This is a genomic window from Polynucleobacter sp. Tro8-14-1 (assembly GCF_018881655.1).
In the GTDB taxonomy this organism is placed as follows: domain Bacteria; phylum Pseudomonadota; class Gammaproteobacteria; order Burkholderiales; family Burkholderiaceae; genus Polynucleobacter.
The window spans coordinates 107819-123768 of the sequence record NZ_JACVPX010000002.1 but is presented as its reverse complement, the minus strand read 5'-3'; the positions used below and the strand labels follow the sequence as shown (position 1 = coordinate 123768).

General features: G+C 43.5%; 20 protein-coding genes and 1 tRNA gene. 7 read left to right on the top strand and 14 right to left on the bottom strand.

Features of this window, described 5'->3' with window-relative positions:
• The 4 genes from ICN34_RS03055 to ICN34_RS03040 form a co-directional block, all read right to left on the bottom strand.
• Positions 1–195 (bottom strand): hypothetical protein, encoded by a 195-nt coding sequence (locus ICN34_RS03055; protein WP_216120729.1) that lies wholly within the window; start codon positions 193–195, stop codon positions 1–3.
• A gap of 90 nt (positions 196–285) precedes the next feature.
• Positions 286–789 carry a hypothetical protein gene (locus tag ICN34_RS03050; protein WP_216120727.1) on the bottom strand — a complete coding sequence of 168 codons (504 nt, stop codon included), beginning with the start codon at positions 787–789 and terminating at the stop codon, positions 286–288.
• Between the two features lie 23 nt (positions 790–812).
• On the bottom strand, positions 813–1496 hold the full coding sequence (locus ICN34_RS03045; protein WP_216120725.1) for an Abi-alpha family protein: 684 nt from the start codon (positions 1494–1496) through the stop codon (positions 813–815).
• 69 nt (positions 1497–1565) lie between these two features.
• Positions 1566–2531, bottom strand: coding sequence for a GlxA family transcriptional regulator (locus tag ICN34_RS03040; protein WP_216120724.1), 966 nt, complete (start codon positions 2529–2531; stop codon positions 1566–1568).
• Between the two features lie 86 nt (positions 2532–2617).
• Here ICN34_RS03040 and ICN34_RS03035 point away from each other — a divergent pair, with 86 nt between their 5' ends.
• Positions 2618–3307, top strand: a complete 690-nt coding sequence (locus tag ICN34_RS03035; protein ID WP_216120722.1) for a DJ-1/PfpI family protein — start codon at positions 2618–2620, stop codon at positions 3305–3307.
• 192 nt (positions 3308–3499) lie between these two features.
• Here ICN34_RS03035 and ICN34_RS03030 read toward each other — a convergent pair whose 3' ends face one another.
• Positions 3500–4366: a hypothetical protein gene (locus ICN34_RS03030; protein WP_216120720.1), complete on the bottom strand. Its 867-nt coding sequence runs from the start codon at positions 4364–4366 to the stop codon at positions 3500–3502.
• A 97-nt stretch (positions 4367–4463) separates the two neighbouring features.
• Here ICN34_RS03030 and ICN34_RS03025 point away from each other — a divergent pair, with 97 nt between their 5' ends.
• Positions 4464–5711 (top strand): P-loop NTPase fold protein, encoded by a 1248-nt coding sequence (locus tag ICN34_RS03025; protein ID WP_216120718.1) that lies wholly within the window; start codon positions 4464–4466, stop codon positions 5709–5711.
• 28 nt (positions 5712–5739) lie between these two features.
• Here ICN34_RS03025 and ICN34_RS11595 read toward each other — a convergent pair whose 3' ends face one another.
• Both ICN34_RS11595 and ICN34_RS03015 read right to left on the bottom strand, forming a co-directional pair.
• On the bottom strand, positions 5740–5940 hold the full coding sequence (locus tag ICN34_RS11595) for a cysteine-rich CWC family protein (RefSeq protein ID WP_216120717.1): 201 nt from the start codon (positions 5938–5940) through the stop codon (positions 5740–5742).
• Positions 5921–6736, bottom strand: a complete 816-nt coding sequence (locus tag ICN34_RS03015; RefSeq protein WP_216120715.1) for an AbiJ-NTD4 domain-containing protein — start codon at positions 6734–6736, stop codon at positions 5921–5923. The genes ICN34_RS11595 and ICN34_RS03015 overlap by 20 nt, the downstream gene beginning before the upstream one ends.
• A 189-nt stretch (positions 6737–6925) precedes the next feature.
• On the opposite strand from ICN34_RS03015, the gene ICN34_RS03010 reads away from it, so the two are divergent.
• Positions 6926–7558 (top strand): hypothetical protein, encoded by a 633-nt coding sequence (locus ICN34_RS03010; RefSeq protein ID WP_216120713.1) that lies wholly within the window; start codon positions 6926–6928, stop codon positions 7556–7558.
• A 74-nt stretch (positions 7559–7632) separates the two neighbouring features.
• On the opposite strand, the gene ICN34_RS03005 is transcribed toward ICN34_RS03010, so the two are convergent.
• The 5 genes from ICN34_RS03005 to ICN34_RS02985 all read right to left on the bottom strand — a co-directional run bounded on the left by ICN34_RS03005 (position 7633) and on the right by ICN34_RS02985 (position 12601).
• Positions 7633–8193 carry a DUF6036 family nucleotidyltransferase gene (locus ICN34_RS03005; protein WP_216120711.1) on the bottom strand — a complete coding sequence of 187 codons (561 nt, stop codon included), beginning with the start codon at positions 8191–8193 and terminating at the stop codon, positions 7633–7635.
• Positions 8190–8891 carry a helix-turn-helix transcriptional regulator gene (locus tag ICN34_RS03000; protein ID WP_216120709.1) on the bottom strand — a complete coding sequence of 234 codons (702 nt, stop codon included), beginning with the start codon at positions 8889–8891 and terminating at the stop codon, positions 8190–8192. The genes ICN34_RS03005 and ICN34_RS03000 overlap by 4 nt, the downstream gene beginning before the upstream one ends.
• Before the next feature lie 119 nt (positions 8892–9010).
• On the bottom strand, positions 9011–10816 hold the full coding sequence (locus ICN34_RS02995) for a hypothetical protein (protein ID WP_216120708.1): 1806 nt from the start codon (positions 10814–10816) through the stop codon (positions 9011–9013).
• Positions 10813–12372 (bottom strand): tyrosine-type recombinase/integrase, encoded by a 1560-nt coding sequence (locus ICN34_RS02990; RefSeq protein ID WP_216120706.1) that lies wholly within the window; start codon positions 12370–12372, stop codon positions 10813–10815. Before ICN34_RS02990 ends, ICN34_RS02995 begins: the two co-directional genes overlap by 4 nt.
• Positions 12365–12601, bottom strand: coding sequence for a hypothetical protein (locus ICN34_RS02985; protein ID WP_071464423.1), 237 nt, complete (start codon positions 12599–12601; stop codon positions 12365–12367). Before ICN34_RS02985 ends, ICN34_RS02990 begins: the two co-directional genes overlap by 8 nt.
• 142 nt (positions 12602–12743) lie before the next feature.
• Here ICN34_RS02985 and ICN34_RS02980 point away from each other — a divergent pair, with 142 nt between their 5' ends.
• Positions 12744–12959: a helix-turn-helix transcriptional regulator gene (locus ICN34_RS02980; protein WP_071464424.1), complete on the top strand. Its 216-nt coding sequence runs from the start codon at positions 12744–12746 to the stop codon at positions 12957–12959.
• A gap of 245 nt (positions 12960–13204) precedes the next feature.
• Here ICN34_RS02980 and ICN34_RS02975 read toward each other — a convergent pair.
• Positions 13205–13280 (bottom strand) — tRNA-Arg (locus ICN34_RS02975).
• Positions 13281–13384: 104 nt separating this feature from the next.
• Here ICN34_RS02975 and ICN34_RS02970 point away from each other — a divergent pair.
• Positions 13385–13612, top strand: coding sequence for a hypothetical protein (locus tag ICN34_RS02970; RefSeq protein WP_236638845.1), 228 nt, complete (start codon positions 13385–13387; stop codon positions 13610–13612).
• Positions 13613–13664: 52 nt separating this feature from the next.
• On the opposite strand, the gene rsmI is transcribed toward ICN34_RS02970, so the two are convergent.
• Positions 13665–14558 carry a 16S rRNA (cytidine(1402)-2'-O)-methyltransferase gene (gene rsmI, locus ICN34_RS02965; RefSeq protein WP_071464425.1) on the bottom strand — a complete coding sequence of 298 codons (894 nt, stop codon included), beginning with the start codon at positions 14556–14558 and terminating at the stop codon, positions 13665–13667.
• Positions 14559–14662: 104 nt separating this feature from the next.
• On the opposite strand from rsmI, the gene ICN34_RS02960 reads away from it, so the two are divergent.
• Together ICN34_RS02960 and ICN34_RS02955 are read left to right on the top strand one after the other, a co-directional pair.
• Entirely contained in the window at positions 14663–15265 is a 603-nt protein-coding gene (locus ICN34_RS02960; RefSeq protein ID WP_071464426.1) for a phosphoheptose isomerase, read from the top strand.
• 34 nt (positions 15266–15299) lie between these two features.
• Positions 15300–15950: a BON domain-containing protein gene (locus tag ICN34_RS02955; RefSeq protein ID WP_072582057.1), complete on the top strand. Its 651-nt coding sequence runs from the start codon at positions 15300–15302 to the stop codon at positions 15948–15950.

Sequence of the window (15950 nt, the reverse complement as noted above, 5' to 3'; positions counted from 1 at the left end):
TCAGATATTCTTTATAAATGAGAGGCCTATCGGATACGTCCAATCCTTGGGTCTACCAAGCGGCATCTGTTGACTTGGGCCAAGGTTAGATGTTCTGTTAAGGGCAGTATAAATTTCAAGCTGACTAGATGCCTCAGAAAGAAGCGCTAAAATATCTGAATCGCTGAGTAGTTTATTGGCCTTTTTTTGTTTCATTGCGCCTCCTATAGTGGAAATTTATCATAGATTTGCCTTATTTTTTGCTTTATGACGCTCCAGGCAATTATCGGTGGGGCTTAATGATTCCTATGTGCCATCTCTAAATATATGTCGTTCGATGAACGCTATGATGTCATTTGGGCTGGAAATCGGATTATCGTAAAGATAGTTGGCGAGACTGGTCACCAGTGACCAGTCAGATTCAAGCAGCTTAATTGCGGTGCTCTCGTATTGAGCAATGCATAAAGATAGATTTGCATTGCTCAATTGAGATCTTAATAGGTCGTGATCTAATTTAGCGCAAGTTGGATCCGCCTTCAAACCATCCACTTTTAGCTCGGCTAAATATTCGGCAGCTAGGCCAGCGCTAAGAATAGTGGCAAGATCGTCAACAATTTCCCCATCCTTTTGTATTGAGTTATCAATGGGCTTTCCGGCAGCCCTCAGTTTACTTTTGCTCAGGGAAATAAAGATTTCGCCAGCCCCATAATTCATGAGATTAATCGGGCCACATAAAGCGTGGAATTTTGACTGGTATGCAGCAATGGCGTGGCCGGCCTCGTGGAATGCAGCTTCGCGTTTTATTGTCATAATGATTTTGAGTTAACTTTAGCCTATATTTTTCTAATGCGGCAGGCATTTACAAAGGCCCTACCAGCAATGGTTGGGTTAACCCTTCCAAAGACCTCCCCGCCACCCCAGGTCATTTCTGGGCGTAGGCACCCGAGTCGCACCAAGTTGCTTAAACAAATAACTATCTCATTATTCGGCGGCAGTGGATTTTCTTTTCTATCCTCTTCTGCAATTCGCGCAATTTCTGGAAGTTCCGCAGTAAGAATACCGTTGTGTTGACTTTCATTAAATGGCAGCGAATAAAGGGTATTTAGAATTTGTGCATCTAGTGGGTTTAATTGCTCAAGAATTGAAATGTATGAGGAGCGCACTTCTTCACCAAAAGAGGCATTGGCAGCATTCACCAAAAGATTGGCCCAAATATCCTGAAGGGAGTCATTTTCCTCAAGGGTTGCGCCTTGGAGGATGGGAATCAATAGCTTCATCGGAACATTTTGGGTTGGGGCTTTGAGGCCTGACTCATCCAGGATTTCTTGTACGCGCCTGATGAGGCGAATTTGACGCTCCCAGCGCAGAAATTTCAGTCGATCCTCAAATATTCCTATCCCCTGCTCTAAAGGGCCGCCGATATATTTAGCAATAAAGCCACCCATTTCTCGTGTCGCATCAATTCCTTTTCCCGCGGTTTTTGCTAGCTCTCGAATTGCATCGTATTCATTTTCCATTGCTCACCTAACTTGAATTTTTAACCCTAAGTCTTAATTTGAAGCGCTAAATTTTTCAGCCCCCTTAAATTATTGACAATGCATTTTCCTAAACATCGTAGGACTAACTCCAAACCGCCGCTCAAATGCCTTTGTCAATTGAGCGGGAGCGGAATAGCCATTTAATATGGCGATCTGTTTTAGTGAAGTTTTAGAAGAAAGAAGATTGCGCGCATTATCTAGTCGTAACTTTTCGACATAATCCCGAGGCGTTTCTCCAAAGCATTGCGTGAATTTGCGATAAAAGGTTCTTTCTGACATGGCCATTTGCTCCGCCATCCTTGGAATGTCAATATTTTGATCAAGATGTTTTCCAAGCCATTCAACCAGTTTTAAAAATTTTGGCACAGCATTTTCTTGGGCTTTGAGTAATGGACTAAATTGTGATTGATAGCCAGGCCGCTTTGCATAAAGTACTAAACGTTTAGCAATAACGTTAGCAATTTCAGTGCCAAGATCTTGTGCCACCATTTCTAGGGCCATATCAATGCCTGTAGTCACTCCAGCAGAAGTCCAAAGTTTTCCTTGATTAACAAATAATGCGTTGGCATCAACTTCTGCATCTGGATAAAGCATTGCCAGTTTTTCGCATGAACCCCAGTGTGTTGCCACTTTCTTTTTCTTGAGTAAGCCTAGGTGACCTAGAACAAAAGCCCCAGTACAAACAGACCCATAGCGACGAGTCCCTTGAACCGTCTGCTTAATCCACTTCATGAAAGGCTCGTTCCTAGATAGTGCCTCCAATCCATCCGCACTACCGCCAGCGATTAAGAGCGAATCTATAGGGGCTAACTTAGAAGATTTGTAGCTTTGGGATTGAATGCTAATTCCAGAATGACTGGAAACTAACCCTCCTTTGGCTGATATGGTCGCCACTTGGTAATAGGGCTTGCCTAAGGCATCGTTGGCCGCAGAGAAAACAGAGGCGGGCCCCGTGATATCGAGAATCTGAAATCCATCAAAAGCAATGAGAGCAATTTGGCGTAATTTGGTCATTGGCAGAAATTAGCATGATTTTGTCATTTATGCCAAATCAATATTGCTTAGACTTTGATCATGCTTAATTCAACTAAGGGGCTGATATGAATACAAACATTGAAGTGGGCTTTCTGTTATTTCCTAATTTGACTCAGCTTGATCTCACCGGCCCCGCTCAAGTTCTTAGCCGAGTGCCTAATGCGAAAGTGCATTTGGTGTGGAAAGACTTAGGCCCCGTAATGACGGATGTGGGGTTTTCTATTAATCCAACGACAACATTTGAGAGCTGTCCTCAATTGGATGTTCTTTGTGTACCCGGCGGTTTTGGAATCGGCGAGCAGATGATTGATGAGGTAACCCTCTCGTTCCTGCGTAAGCAAAGCATCGGCGCCAAATATATAACCTCTGTCTGTAATGGATCACTCATTCTTGCGGCTGCTGGAATCCTCAAGGGCCACAAAAGTGCGTGTCACTGGATCTGGAGCAAATATCTTCCGCTATTTGGTGTTGAGCCCATTAATCAACGAGTGGTCAAAGATGGAAAATTTATCTCTGGCGGAGGGGTAACTGCGGGCATTGATTTTGCTTATGAGCTAGCCGCAGAACTTGCAGGGGAAGATATTGCTAAGCGACTTCAGTTGGCGCTTGAATATGATCCTGTGCCACCATTTAATTGTGGTTCGCCAAAAAAAGCGGGCCCAGCATTAGTGAATGAGGTACTGGCACTCCAAAAGGATCGGATTGTCGTAATGGAGACGGTGATTCAAAAGGCGGCCCTTAATTTAGGTGCGTAATGGTGGACGAATAAGTTCGTCGGGCGGATTTTCACGTTCGCATTAGCTCAACCAGGTTAAAGACTAAAACAGTTCTACACATTGGGTCTAAGCACAACAAGACTCACTACCCGCTAAGCACCGAATCTATTGGTTTCCAGCGGTTTCGAATATTCCCGAATTGGCATCGACAGCTTTGAGCTGGTGAAATTTTTATAGAATCTTCTTTATTAGAGAGCCTTTGGCAACTTCATAAATTGGAACTAAAGGCAAATACTGTTTTGCCAAATCTACAATTAAAGTTTTAATTGTTGGATTAATTTTATTTCCCAAATAAATTCCAGCGAATGCTTCAATTGGCAAATCTAATTTTTGATTTACTAATACGGGCCCATATGGAAGCGGCGGTTCGGAAATAACCACTCTGAATTCCCTTTCATCTCGCCATTTATCCAGTTTAGTAAGAGCCGTAGCAGAAAGAGTCTCCATATCTTGGTCGCATACTAAATCCCACTTAGGTCGACTTTGGACATAGTTAACTTGATAGACGGTAGAAAATTCTGGAGTGATAAAAAATTGAAAGCTAATGCCAGCATAGTCATCGGCATAATTAACCCACAAGTGATGATTGTCTGGAATATCACTTAGACTTAAAAGACGGTATTGATTTTCTATTTCTTGGTGATATTCGGGTTCAAGCTGTTTCGCATAGCTCTCAAGACCTTCTTGAGTAATGATGCTTAGCTGGTGCTGAATTTGTGCTTCCAAGGCATGAGGGTTGCTTCTTGTGGCTATGCGTCTAACCCATCTATGGACTCTTGCCCTGTATATTGGATCGGAATAATCTCCAACAGTAACTGGCGGTTTGAATTCTTCATCTTTGTCGTTTGTTTGAGATGGCCTTGGACAAAATATCTTCCTGTCTTTAATAATTTCTAATGTATGAGGCAGGTATTTTGGGGCTAGTGATTTATATTTATAGAAGTGCCCCCTTCCCATTACAACCGGCTTGGGATTTCCATAGGCATCTATTTGTTCATCATAAAGAGGTGAAACTTTTATCTTTGGCTCTAAAGGCATAAGGGAATCTTCCCACCTTTGGTCAAATCAGGCAATCTGTTAATCTCCACAAGGGTGTTGGGCAACAAAGAATGCGATTGAACGACGGGGAATTGCAATGACCAATTTAAATAAAGCAGCCTTTACAGATGATGCATTGGACAGAAAAAAACTTGCTGAGGGCATTTATAAATTGCTTGAGGGATTGCCAAAAGGTGTAGTGGCTATCGATGGAGATTGGGGTATTGGGAAGACCTGGTTCGGGGAGAACTTGGAGGCCTTAATTAAAGAGCGCAATCAATTTAATGTTGTATGGATTGATGCATTTGAGGCAGATTGGGTTGATGATCCCGCATTAACTTTAATTTCTTCAATGGGCGCAGCATTGGGTGCCGCGGAAAGAAAAAACCTTTTTGATTCCGTTGCTCCATTAATCGCAAGGGCAGTGCCAAATTTAGCAAAAGCTGCAGCTAAAACCGCAGGAAATTTAATTGGTATCAATGAAGATGTGCTCGATACAGCAGCAGATATCTTGAAAGATGAATCTGAAGAAATAATTCGCGCAAAATTAGATGAGTTGGCAGAAAGAAAAGAGGTTCTTGAGCATTTAAAAAGGCTTATAGCTAAACATATTAAAGAAGCTAAAGGTGAAAAAGTTATTGTTATTGTGGATGAGTTGGACAGGTGTTCACCAGCTTATGCAATCCGTTTATTGGAAAGACTTAAGCACCTATTTGATATAGAAGGTGTCGCTTTTCTTTTGCTGTGGAATAGGTTGCAGATTAAGCAAGCTGTTGAAGCCTTTTATGGCGCTGGGACTGACGGTTCAATGTATCTTGATAAGTTCATTGACTATCCAATTGCGATGTCATTTGCCAGTTTAAGCACCAATTCACCGCCAATGGAAAGGCTAATTAGCTTGCTTGCAGAAGAATTGGATCAACAGAGAAAGTTGCGATTCTTAGATAATTCGAGATGGTTGATCGCAATCTCCACATTGTTAAATTTAAATGCTAGGCAATGCAAGAGAATGTTGGACTGGTGGACGATGTCCTCCACCAGGAATTTTGTAGCATTAGAGTCTTGGCTTATTGGGCTAAAAGCTAAGTACCCAATGATTTATCAAGGGGTGTGTTCTGGTGAATTATCGTCCCATCATCTTGCTGCTAACTTGTTAATAAATATAAAAGAGAGTGATCAAAATTATCGGGTAGCTCAGGTTTTTTTGCGACTACATAGGAGCTATGAGCGGAATGTTTTTGATGAAAAAGATGAGGAATTAAAGCAATTCTGTGCTGGTTTTGGGGTTTCTCTATCAGAATCTATCGGGATTGCGCGCCGACATATTGAAGGCACCTTTGATTAATTACTCTTTTGTGGCGAGCGTCTAAACTCTAGACGCTTAACTTCTTCAAGCAATTCTTACACAGACATTGATCTTTTGATTTGTCTTTAAGGACTTGTTCTAGTTTGAACTTGTCAACTGGCACATCAAAGCACCAACATTTCTTATCGCTTGCCAATTGGCAGTCGTTGGTTTTTCCGCAGGCCGGGCAAATGGTTCCAATATCTTTTCTATTCTTTTGAGTTTGCAACAAAAGTCTTCAAGTAATTTACAAAGCTAGTGCATGACAATAAAAAATATTTGGCGTCTGCTTGCGTTAGATTTGATTCTTCCATTAGCCCGTGTCTAATGCCATTAGCATCACTTGTATAGCCATATAGACTTAAGTAGCCGTTCTTTAGGGCTCCATGAAGTTTATGTTTTGACTCAAGTGTTTTAAGTATTTCGCCAAGAGTTGCATTTGGCTGATTGGTAATTATTTTTCCCATTGCTTCAACTGCTGAAATTGCTTCCTTAATTGAATTCCGATAGTCCGGATTTTCGCGACTCGATAATAGGTCTATAGAAGATTGAATGTGGTGAGATACTGGAGAAAAAATTCCCTTATATGAAATACCTTCTAATAGCGCCGAAAGTTCATGTTGGTCGGTTATTTGAATGAAGTGATTATTAAATATGCGATATGCAGACACCTCTTCAATCAAAATAGCATTTATCTTTTTCGCAAGCGGGCCATAAGGGTCTGTAGAAATTAGAAACTCGATAAAGCTAAACACTTTATGCCATGGGCATGAGAAGTAATATTCTCTGGCTTGTGCCCAAGCGTGGGCATAACTTATGCCCCTATAGCTCTCAATTGCGGGCATTTTGTCTGTTGGGGTTTTAAAGAAATTTTTCCAAATTAAGTAGCAAACGCTTCCCAAGTCTTGAGTGTCAATCCACTCTATTACTTCATTCCATAAGGAATTTCGGAGCGTAGGCGAAATGGAATCAGGTTTTAGGTTCGAGGGTAGTTGGCTATGACCATTTCTTTCGCTAAAAAGCATTTATAGGGCTCCAAAAGTAATTACTCATCTTCCCATCTTTGGCCGATTGGGGCAATCCTCGCCAGCCCTATTCCATCAAGCCTCGTTAGATAGAGGATCGCTTATTGCCTGATCTAGATGGAATAAACTAATTTGCATCTAGTTGTTGCGGGACGCTTAATATTTGGATATTGAATAAAAGGGGCTGCAATGGACTACGATATTTGTAACACCTGCCTTTTAGTCCCAGTTTCTTTTACTCGCACAGAGTGTGCGGCCTGGGTTCAGGCTATAGGCTCAGTCTGCGCAATAATTCTTGGCATCTTGGCAATCATCTATCAGCAGTCTAAAGAGGAGGCTCGAAGAATAGAGGCCTCGAGGCTGGAGAGCCGCAAACAGTTAAATGCTCTGAAGTGGATATTTCTTGAAATTTCTAATCAAGCCCAAATGTGCCTGACCAAGCTAAATAGCGAGCATGTGAGATGGGATATTCAGGCAGATGAGTTTCAAGAGCTTGATAGAAGAATGCATTCCATGCCGCTATCAATAATTTCAGATGCAGGGTTAATGGCGAGAGTTCTTGAGACTTCAAGGGGATTAAGGTTAACCGTCTTGATGGTCAATGCTCTCAGCAGCCCAAGAAAAGAAGAGACCAGGTTGATCATTTCAAGAATGATTGCAAAAACTAAAGAAGAGGCGTTAATTGGAGTAGCCGAAGTAACTCAGCTATTGGTCAAGTGCAGCTCAAGTGCGGAGTTGGAAAAAGACTGGGAGTTGATTGATAAAAGAAAAAGCAATCGAGACATGACGCTAGAAGTCTTATCAGAATTAGATCGAGCTTGATAGATGGAGGATAGTTAATTGCACGCTCTATCTAGATCAATATTCTTAATGGTGATGGAGGTAATGATTCACTTTTAATCCTGTGGAATATCGTGACCCGCATCTCGTAATGCTTTTGCCCAGCGACGAATCGTTGCGCGTAGCGTTCGCTGCACACCATCATCGAGCGGCATAGTCGGCACCAACTCTAGGGCTTGAGCGGGCGCAAGGTAGGCGTACTCCAGTAGCGCCATACAAAACTCTCGATCTTTGTCCCGCCCTGCCGCAGCCTTTGCAAGAAAGAGATCAAGCACATCAAGGCAGTACCCCACTCGACCATTGGTATTGTTGTTTTGCACGCGATGGATACGCGACATCCAGTCTTTTGGCAGTATTGCGGTATCCGGCCCCACACCTTGAGCGTAGTAACCATAAGTCTCGTGGAATTGCGAGCCTTCACCAATTGCACCATCAATCTCATCAGCCAAGTCAGGAGCCTGTCGTGGATAGATGTCCGCTTCCATAGAAACGGTGAAGACCTTTTCTGGATTGGGCACTTGGCCTAGCATTGACTGGCTGCCGATGATCACAAATTCATATTGGTTGGTGACATCAGCGCTGGCGCGAATGATGTGCTCTAGCTCTTCTCGTGTCATGGTAACTCCTTGAAGGCTTCATCATCTTGGGTGCCAGTTATAGAGCTGCCAAATACGACCCCTTTTTTGAGCGCGCTCACATCCTTCAAAATACGAAGGCGCACTTCATCTGGAAGAATGGTCACCAGTGGTGAGGTTTGTCTAAGTTGCTGGGCATGCCTCGTGCGGCCAAGCACTTTGCGCCAAGAGCCTGCACTTAAGATCAGTTGCCATTCACGCCATAGGCCAGCTGAGCGAGAATCGCCAGCAGCAAGCCAACGCTCTACGGTATCTTGAGCTTGTAGCAGTAATGCAGGATCAGTCTTTACCAGCCGAACAGCCTCTTCATGCAGGGCAAGACTTTGTAGATCTTGAAGTCGGTGCCCGGCGTTATCTGGCAAAACGCGTACTTGTACGTTAGGGGTAATGCGTCTGGACCTTGCTCCTGCTGATCCAGCTGGAGAGGCCTGCATCGTGTCGCCCGCCAAAAGCGCTAACTCTCCGCTAACGCCCAGAACGGACATCACTCTTAGGTAAGCGCCGATTGAAGGAGATGGATCGCCTGCTTCAATGGACCGCAGAGTATTACGAGTAAGTTTTGCGCACGCAGATACTTCGACCGTGCCAAGCCCTTGCGCTTTACGTAAGCGCTTAATGCGATCGCCTAGTTGCAATAGCAACTGGCGCTCTAGGATGGGGCTAAGTTCAGAAGCAGTCATTTGATCATTATTTTAACCATAAAAACATTATTTGGTCAATATATTGATCAAATAATCACAAAATAAATCAAAGAATTGGCTACCAATTGCTGATTGGTCTTTCTGGTTTTCATCCAATGCTAACTAAGTGAACTTCGCATCTTGGAATCATGTGTGGGCAACCCCACGGCTTTACGGACAAGCTCAAAAATCCCCTTACCAAGTCTGTCGGGATGCTTGGGAATTCGCTGCAGGTTGGGGTTTGACTCTCGCTGAGCTATAAAGTCCGAAAAATAGAAGCATTTTTCAAATAGGAGTATTTCTATAGCTTCTGAAATGGTTTTAACTTTTGGAATGCGTGATGCGAGCATATCGCGCAATTGAATCCAGTCCGGTCGTCTTTGTAGATCCTCATAAAGCCTCCCCCTTGTTTTATTCAATAGTCTAGTGCCATGTAGGCCTAATTTTTTTAGGTAAAAGACGGATGCCTTAGTGTCAAGTGTCTTAAATTCGTTGATAAGTTTATTTGTAATTTCAATTTCAGCTTTTATACGTTCCTGCTCTATGGGGCTGGTATTTCCCAGAAAGTCCGGCCAACTAGTCCACTCCGAATATCCGCCGCTTGGGGCTGTTGGGGATTTTCTGATGAAGCCCCAGTCGCTACCCGTCTTGGGATGTTTCTCAAATTCTGTTTTTGATTGGAAGTTAAAGGAGCGTACAAATTGCTTTGCAGTCTCCCAAGCCCAAAAATCATCAATTTTTCTACCGTTAATAAACTCAAACCATGTCATTCCATAGCTTTGCAATATTGAATAAGGCGTATCTGTCGGGAAAAGACCTTTTTGGTGCGCATGTTCATATTGAGATCTTTCGATAATTCCCAGTCGAAGGCAATCTGCCCTGACATCTTCAATAGGCCTCAACTCTTCTTTGTATGCAATAGACCTTCTTGCATAGAGTTCATCGAGCTTAACTCTAACTTGCTTACGAAGGCCTTTAATTTTGATTAGGTTATATAGATCTTGCGCGTTCTTCTGAAAATGCGACAGAAATTGAATATTGTTGGTTTGAGCGTAATTTATAAAATCATCTAAAGCCCAATTAATACCAAGGTCATGTTGACTATATTCAATTGGGAAATTTGTGGGATCGCATAACTCAAGGCCAAGGTTGATAAATTCTTGCTGGATATGACTTAAATATCTCTTATAGCCATGTTGACGATAAATTTCAGCCTCAATCGCAATGAATGGTAACCCCTCCGTTTCATAATAGAGCTCCTTTTTTTGGCGATTATTTAGGTAGTCTTTGCTCCAATTCGGTAAGTTTGTTCGACACTTGACCCCGTCTTTGGAGAACATAAATACTTCAATATTTGCCACCATGGGCAATTGAAAATCACCTCTGTACGGCTTGCTTGTTTCTTGCAGTTTTAGCTTTGGATGGCTGATGTAGTCAATTTTTGAGTAATGAAGCCAATTGGCGACAATGAGTTCCGAGCGACTGGCATATTTGCGACCATCAATGCCATAAAGTTGGTTGGACCATTTCCCAGAATCAACCATTAATTTTTCTATTTCAGGCCAAAGACCTAAGTTATGTGCAGCACTTTGAGCGGCACCATAACTATCGCGAAATTCTCCAGCAGACTTAAATTGTTCGCACAGATTTAGCCAGTCGGGTAATTTATAGGATTCCCAATTCTCTACTCCCCTGCGCCATCCTCGTGTATCGCTTAAACGCGTTCTGAGGGTTTTGCGTCGCCCAATTTCGTTATACAAAACTGAGTCTAGGTCTTGAAGGTGGCTCAAATTTGAGGGGTCGTATTTGCAAACTAATTCAAATATAAAGTCATCAGTTGCATTGCCATAAAGCTTGTATTTAGGTGCCATAGTTTTCTCAAGTGGTTGGTGATGGGTTGAAGTAAGGAGTTTGGCGAGCCTCATAAAAGGCCTCCCTTTGGGTGATCTGAGGGTGGGGTTGGGTCGACTTTAGGGGGCATAGAAAGACCAGAATGTTTGGCAATTTCTAGCCAAGGATTAGCGATCAGTGCAGCATCAGCACTTGGATTGATTCGAGTGTTGGGCAGTGCAACTGGAGGCTTTGGGGTTTCGGGCTCAGGTAATTCTGGTGCTTGTTCAACTTTCTCAGTCACCCGACTCTGAGTTTTCGGTAAATGATTCACTCCAATGCTGTTGGGATTTATAACTGAGTGGGCGCTTACTTCATTGAGTGATTGGGGGTTCACAATGGGGTGCGGCTGGTCTTGCATCTGCGCTGCCATGAGTCGTTCAAAGGCGCTTCCATCCTGGCGGGTCAAGTTTGGAATGAATCTTGAGTACACCCGAAAGAGCATCTCGGTAGTGGTGTGTCCCATCTGACGGGCGATCCATTCGGGGGCCTCGCCAGAAGCCAACATGAGGGTGGCATAGGTATGGCGAGTTTGATAGGGCACTCGCTTTTTCAGGCCCAATAATCTTAAGAGCGGATACCAAACTCGCTTAGAAATATTGCGATGAGAAATGGGCGTTCCAGCACTGGTTGCAAAAACATACACGCCCTGCCCTGTTACTTTGTGCTGAGCCAAAAGCGCATCAAAGACCATCTGGGACATTTGGATGTCACGCTCGGACTCTCCCGTTTTGGGAGTTTCCTCATAGTCATTCACAATCGTCTCTTTTATGGAAATCGTGCGACGTTCAAAATCAACGTACTGCCATTTGAGGCCATCGATCTCACCAGTACGGGTCCCCGTAAAGAAGCGAACGATATAGTAGTTGCGAAAGTCAGCTCGAACCGTGTGAAGAATGTCTTGGACTTCTTGCATCGTGAACGGCTGCACATCGGTCTTGCCCACTCTTAAAGGTTTGATATTGATAAAGGCCGGGGCAAATTCATAGCGATCGGCAGCCTCTGTCAATATCATCCGCAGCGGGGTCATGATGTGGTTGATGCGAGAAGCTGAAAGGCTCTCTTTGTTCTTAATTCCGGGTAACTTCGCTAAAGATGATCTAAAAGCGAGAATTTCACCCTTTTTAATCTCATTTACCGTCTTTTGGCCAAATTGAGGAATTAGAAAGTTATCCAGGACACCTCTAGTAGTAGTGCGATGCGAACGCTTCCACCCTACTTCCATCTCTGAGTACCATTGATTGGCAAAGTCGGAAAACAGTGGGGTTTGACGATGGGTTGATGGCGGGCGGTCGGGTAGCATTCCAGCAATGGCTAAAACCAAGTTGGTGGGAGCCTTATTAATAGCAGGGGTGCTAATAGCCAGTCGTGCTTCTTCTACTTCTGCAATGCGTTTACTCATTGGAAAGAAGTGCTCATGGCGGTAAGAGCCATTGGCTACAGCTACTTTGATGTTTTCATCTAGCTTGGCCAGTAATTTGCGGTTAGCCTTGGAGTCACCCAATTCCGTTTGCTCTCTACAGCGAATCCCAAAAACTCGGAAATCCAGAAAGAGGCGCCCAGTTTCTTTTCTGACGCGAATGTTAGACATGAACAACGCCCCCTCTTGCCATTGGGATTTGATTTAGGGTCGAAGAGATCGCCTTTGTCATGTCATCCTCAATAACTTCCCAGATATAGAGAATCTTTCTTCCGCCAAAAGGGCGGAAATAATGACGTCCCTCTAATAAGACAGAATCTTTAAGTTGATCCCGAATCGTGCGGGGGTCATATTTGATGCGAGCTGAAAGCTCTTCAGTGGTGAGATAGGTCTGTGCCATTGTTAACTCCATGTAGTAAAATCAATCAAAGTGGCGAAAAGTAATTCTTAATTAACTTTTGCCATCCTGAATGACATTATGCATGAGTAAATGACATTTAGCAAGCACTTTTTACATTTAATATTAAAAAAAGCTATTCAGAATGATAAAATGCCATTTATCGACCCTTATGGGTGAAAGAAAACTTAAGTTGGTAGATGTCGCTCGTGAGACTGGCTTGCATCGGAACACCATCACCCTGCTTTACGATGAAACTGCTGCAAGGGTCGATTTAGATGCAATTAGTAAGCTATGCAAATTTTTCGATTGCAAAGTCGAAGATCTATTTGAATACCTACCAGATGCTCAAAATGACTAGTCATTTCGCCTTGGGCACAGAAATCTAGGTATTAAGGCGGTAAGTGTGCCAATTTGAGGCTAATACTCAAAACCAGCATAGATCAAAAAGGGTGGGCACAGAGCAGGCACAAAATGGGCACGGTTTGGGCACAAAAGACCATTTGAGTATTGGCCTGATTTGTAAATGAAGAGAGAGCAAAAGCATTAAAAGCCGCAAAAAATAGCTTTCAATGCAGTTTTTTAAGAACTATGTGCCCGAAAGACTGGTGCGCCCGGCAGGAATCGAACCTGCGACCCTTGGCTTCGGAGGCCAATACTCTATCCACTGAGCTACGGGCGCTAGTGGAAAAACTGGTTACCCCTCTATTGTAAGTGTCTATAACCCTTCTCTCTAGTTATAATCTCGACAAAACAACCCTGAAACCCGTCAAACGATAAATTCTTATGAGCAACGAGCACGGAAGTCTAATTAAGTCCCCAAAACAACTCATCATCATGGTGTTCGCAAGCTTTTTCGTGCCACTCATCATCATTTTGTTATTAATGGTGTTTGTGAACAATGGCAAGCGCGCAGATTCATCTGCATCTGCCGATCAAATTATTAAGCCAGTGGGGCAACTCAATTTTAAAGATGCTAGCGAGCCTGCGGCTCCTGCTACTAGCGCCAAATAAGTCTTTAGCGCATATTTAAAAGCTGGCCTTGTGCCAGCTTTTTTATTTTCATTTATTCACTCTTTGCATCTAAGGCAACTTGATAGGCTTCTTTTTTTGTGAGTCCTAAAGTTTGCGAAAGAACGGCAGCAATTTCTTTGCTCCCCATATAAGGGCTCAGCGCATTAGCCCACAACAAGAGAGCTGAATGCTCTGGAGTCTCATCGCTATTGGCTGATCGCCCTGCAACCACGATGACAAATTCACCCTTAAGGCTCTCTGCCACCTCTAGCCAGTGAGTAACGTCTTGCGCTTGAAGTGGCACTAGTTGCTCAAATTTTTTGGTTAACTCACGGCAGACTAAAAGCTGACGATCAGCCTCTAAATTTTTTGCAAGCAATGCAAGTGTTTCTTTAATGTGGTGCGGAGACTCGAAAAAGATGCTTGCCTTTTTGCTGCTGGAGATATCGTGCAGCAGAGCATCACGCTCTTTAGTTTTATTGGGCCAAAAACCTAAAAACTGAAAGCGTCCTTCCGAGTGATGCATCACTGAGCCGGCTGCTGAGATGGCGCTTGATACAGCGCTTGCGCCCGGAATGGGAATTACTCTTAGCCCTGCTTTTTGAACCTCATTTACCAGCTTTGCCCCTGGGTCCGAGACTCCCGGGGTTCCGGCATCTGAAATATAAGCCCAGCGCTCATTGTTCAAAAGGTGTTGTATGACTGTTTGAGCGCCGCCAATTTCATTGTGTTCGTGCAACGCTAAACATTTTTTATGAATGCCAAATTGTTGGAGTAATGCCGCACTATGTCTGGTGTCTTCACAAGCAATCCCATCGACTGAATTGAGAACATGCAGGGCGCGTAAAGTAATGTCGCCCAAATTGCCGATAGGTGTCGCAACCATATACAGAGCTCCTACAGGTAAATCCTGCTGCTTTAAGAAATCGAAAGAGCTAAGTTCCATGGGGGCTGCCTGCAAAAAGTTAAACAATTAGTAAGAGGATACGTTGCTTTTGGGATAAGCTGATTGCTACTGAAATTAGGACATCTTTGGCGCATAATATTGTTATGGAAAAAGATATCAACGAACGTTTGCGTCTGCGTGCCTCCCAGCATTTTCTGGACAGCATTGCCGTGAAACAAGAGGCTGAAAAACTGCTCCCCGAATCTGTTGCTAGGGGCGTACTGGCGATGGTCGATTGTTTGCGTGCCGGCGGTAAGATCATGGCCTGTGGCAATGGTGGTTCTGCAGCCGATGCGCAGCACTTTGCAGCAGAGCTCGTTGGTCGTTTTGAAAGGGAGCGCCAAGAGTTGGCTGCAATTGCTTTGACGACCGACACTTCAATTCTTACGGCCATTGGAAATGACTATAGCTACGATGAGATTTTTAGTAAGCAAGTTCGCGGTCTTGGGAAAAAAGGTGACATTCTGTTGGGTATTTCAACCTCAGGGAATTCGAAGAACGTGATTAAAGCCATTGAGGCTGCCAAAAAGCTCGGTATGAAAATTATTGCATTCACCGGCAATGGTGGCGGCAAGATAGCTCAGTTATTAGATAAAGATGATATTCACTTGTGCGCACCATCAACGCGTACAGCGCGCATTCAAGAAACGCATTTGGTTTTGCTGCATGCTTTATGTGATGGCGTAGATCATGTTTTGCTTGATTAAAAATTATTGATAGCTCACATTAGAAAACATATCCATGAAAATTTTTTCCACGTTTAAATTACTTATTGTTTTACTCATAGTCACGCAGTTAACTGCGTGTGGGGTATTGGCTGTTGGCGGTGTTGCTGCTGGAGCAACAGTGCTCGCAGACCGTCGCACACCAGCCGTACAAGCAATCGATAAAGGAATTGAGTTAGAGGCAGAAAATGCGTTAGCAAAACGCTTTGGCGATAACGCACACATTAACGTGACTTCATTTAATCAAAAAGTATTGCTCACTGGCGAAGTGAAGGATGCTGATATTAAGGGTGAGGCAGGCGCTTATGTCAAGGCGATGAAAAATGCGCGAGCCGTGTTTAATGAATTGGTTATTGGACCCAACAGTAGCTACACATCACGTGCAAACGATTCTTATCTTGAATCTAAGATCAAAACACAAATGGTCTTTACAGATCAGTTGCCGTCAAACTCTATGGTTATAGTTGCAGAAAGTAGCAGCGTTTATCTTATGGGCATCTTGACTCAAAGTGAGGCTGACCTTGCTAAGAAAGTTGCGAGTAATGCAAATGGCGTAAAAGATGTTTACGTTTACTTTGACATCATTTCTGAAGAAGAAAAAGTGCGTCTAGAAAAGCAAGGCAAAGCAGATCAAACTCAACCTAGTAGCCCTCCAAAATTTCAATAA

Excerpts from the sequence above, each read along its gene's own strand:
- rsmI (WP_071464425.1), bottom strand. The coding sequence starts at position 14,558 with ATGGAACTTAGCTCTTTCGATTTCTTAAAGCAGCAGGATTTACCTGTA.
- ICN34_RS03040 (WP_216120724.1), bottom strand. The coding sequence starts at position 2,531 with ATGACCAAATTACGCCAAATTGCTCTCATTGCTTTTGATGGATTTCAG.
- ICN34_RS02980 (WP_071464424.1), top strand. The coding sequence starts at position 12,744 with ATGATAAAATGCCATTTATCGACCCTTATGGGTGAAAGAAAACTTAAG.
- ICN34_RS03005 (WP_216120711.1), bottom strand. The coding sequence starts at position 8,193 with ATGACACGAGAAGAGCTAGAGCACATCATTCGCGCCAGCGCTGATGTC.
- ICN34_RS02985 (WP_071464423.1), bottom strand. The coding sequence starts at position 12,601 with ATGGCACAGACCTATCTCACCACTGAAGAGCTTTCAGCTCGCATCAAA.
- ICN34_RS02955 (WP_072582057.1), top strand. The coding sequence starts at position 15,300 with ATGAAAATTTTTTCCACGTTTAAATTACTTATTGTTTTACTCATAGTC.
- ICN34_RS02960 (WP_071464426.1), top strand. The coding sequence starts at position 14,663 with ATGGAAAAAGATATCAACGAACGTTTGCGTCTGCGTGCCTCCCAGCAT.
- ICN34_RS03050 (WP_216120727.1), bottom strand. The coding sequence starts at position 789 with ATGACAATAAAACGCGAAGCTGCATTCCACGAGGCCGGCCACGCCATT.
- ICN34_RS03015 (WP_216120715.1), bottom strand. The coding sequence starts at position 6,736 with ATGCTTTTTAGCGAAAGAAATGGTCATAGCCAACTACCCTCGAACCTA.
- ICN34_RS03030 (WP_216120720.1), bottom strand. The coding sequence starts at position 4,366 with ATGCCTTTAGAGCCAAAGATAAAAGTTTCACCTCTTTATGATGAACAA.
- ICN34_RS02970 (WP_236638845.1), top strand. The coding sequence starts at position 13,385 with ATGAGCAACGAGCACGGAAGTCTAATTAAGTCCCCAAAACAACTCATC.
- ICN34_RS02990 (WP_216120706.1), bottom strand. The coding sequence starts at position 12,372 with ATGTCTAACATTCGCGTCAGAAAAGAAACTGGGCGCCTCTTTCTGGAT.
- ICN34_RS03035 (WP_216120722.1), top strand. The coding sequence starts at position 2,618 with ATGAATACAAACATTGAAGTGGGCTTTCTGTTATTTCCTAATTTGACT.
- ICN34_RS03025 (WP_216120718.1), top strand. The coding sequence starts at position 4,464 with ATGACCAATTTAAATAAAGCAGCCTTTACAGATGATGCATTGGACAGA.
- ICN34_RS03045 (WP_216120725.1), bottom strand. The coding sequence starts at position 1,496 with ATGGAAAATGAATACGATGCAATTCGAGAGCTAGCAAAAACCGCGGGA.
- ICN34_RS02995 (WP_216120708.1), bottom strand. The coding sequence starts at position 10,816 with ATGAGGCTCGCCAAACTCCTTACTTCAACCCATCACCAACCACTTGAG.
- ICN34_RS03000 (WP_216120709.1), bottom strand. The coding sequence starts at position 8,891 with ATGACTGCTTCTGAACTTAGCCCCATCCTAGAGCGCCAGTTGCTATTG.
- ICN34_RS03055 (WP_216120729.1), bottom strand. The coding sequence starts at position 195 with ATGAAACAAAAAAAGGCCAATAAACTACTCAGCGATTCAGATATTTTA.
- ICN34_RS03010 (WP_216120713.1), top strand. The coding sequence starts at position 6,926 with ATGGACTACGATATTTGTAACACCTGCCTTTTAGTCCCAGTTTCTTTT.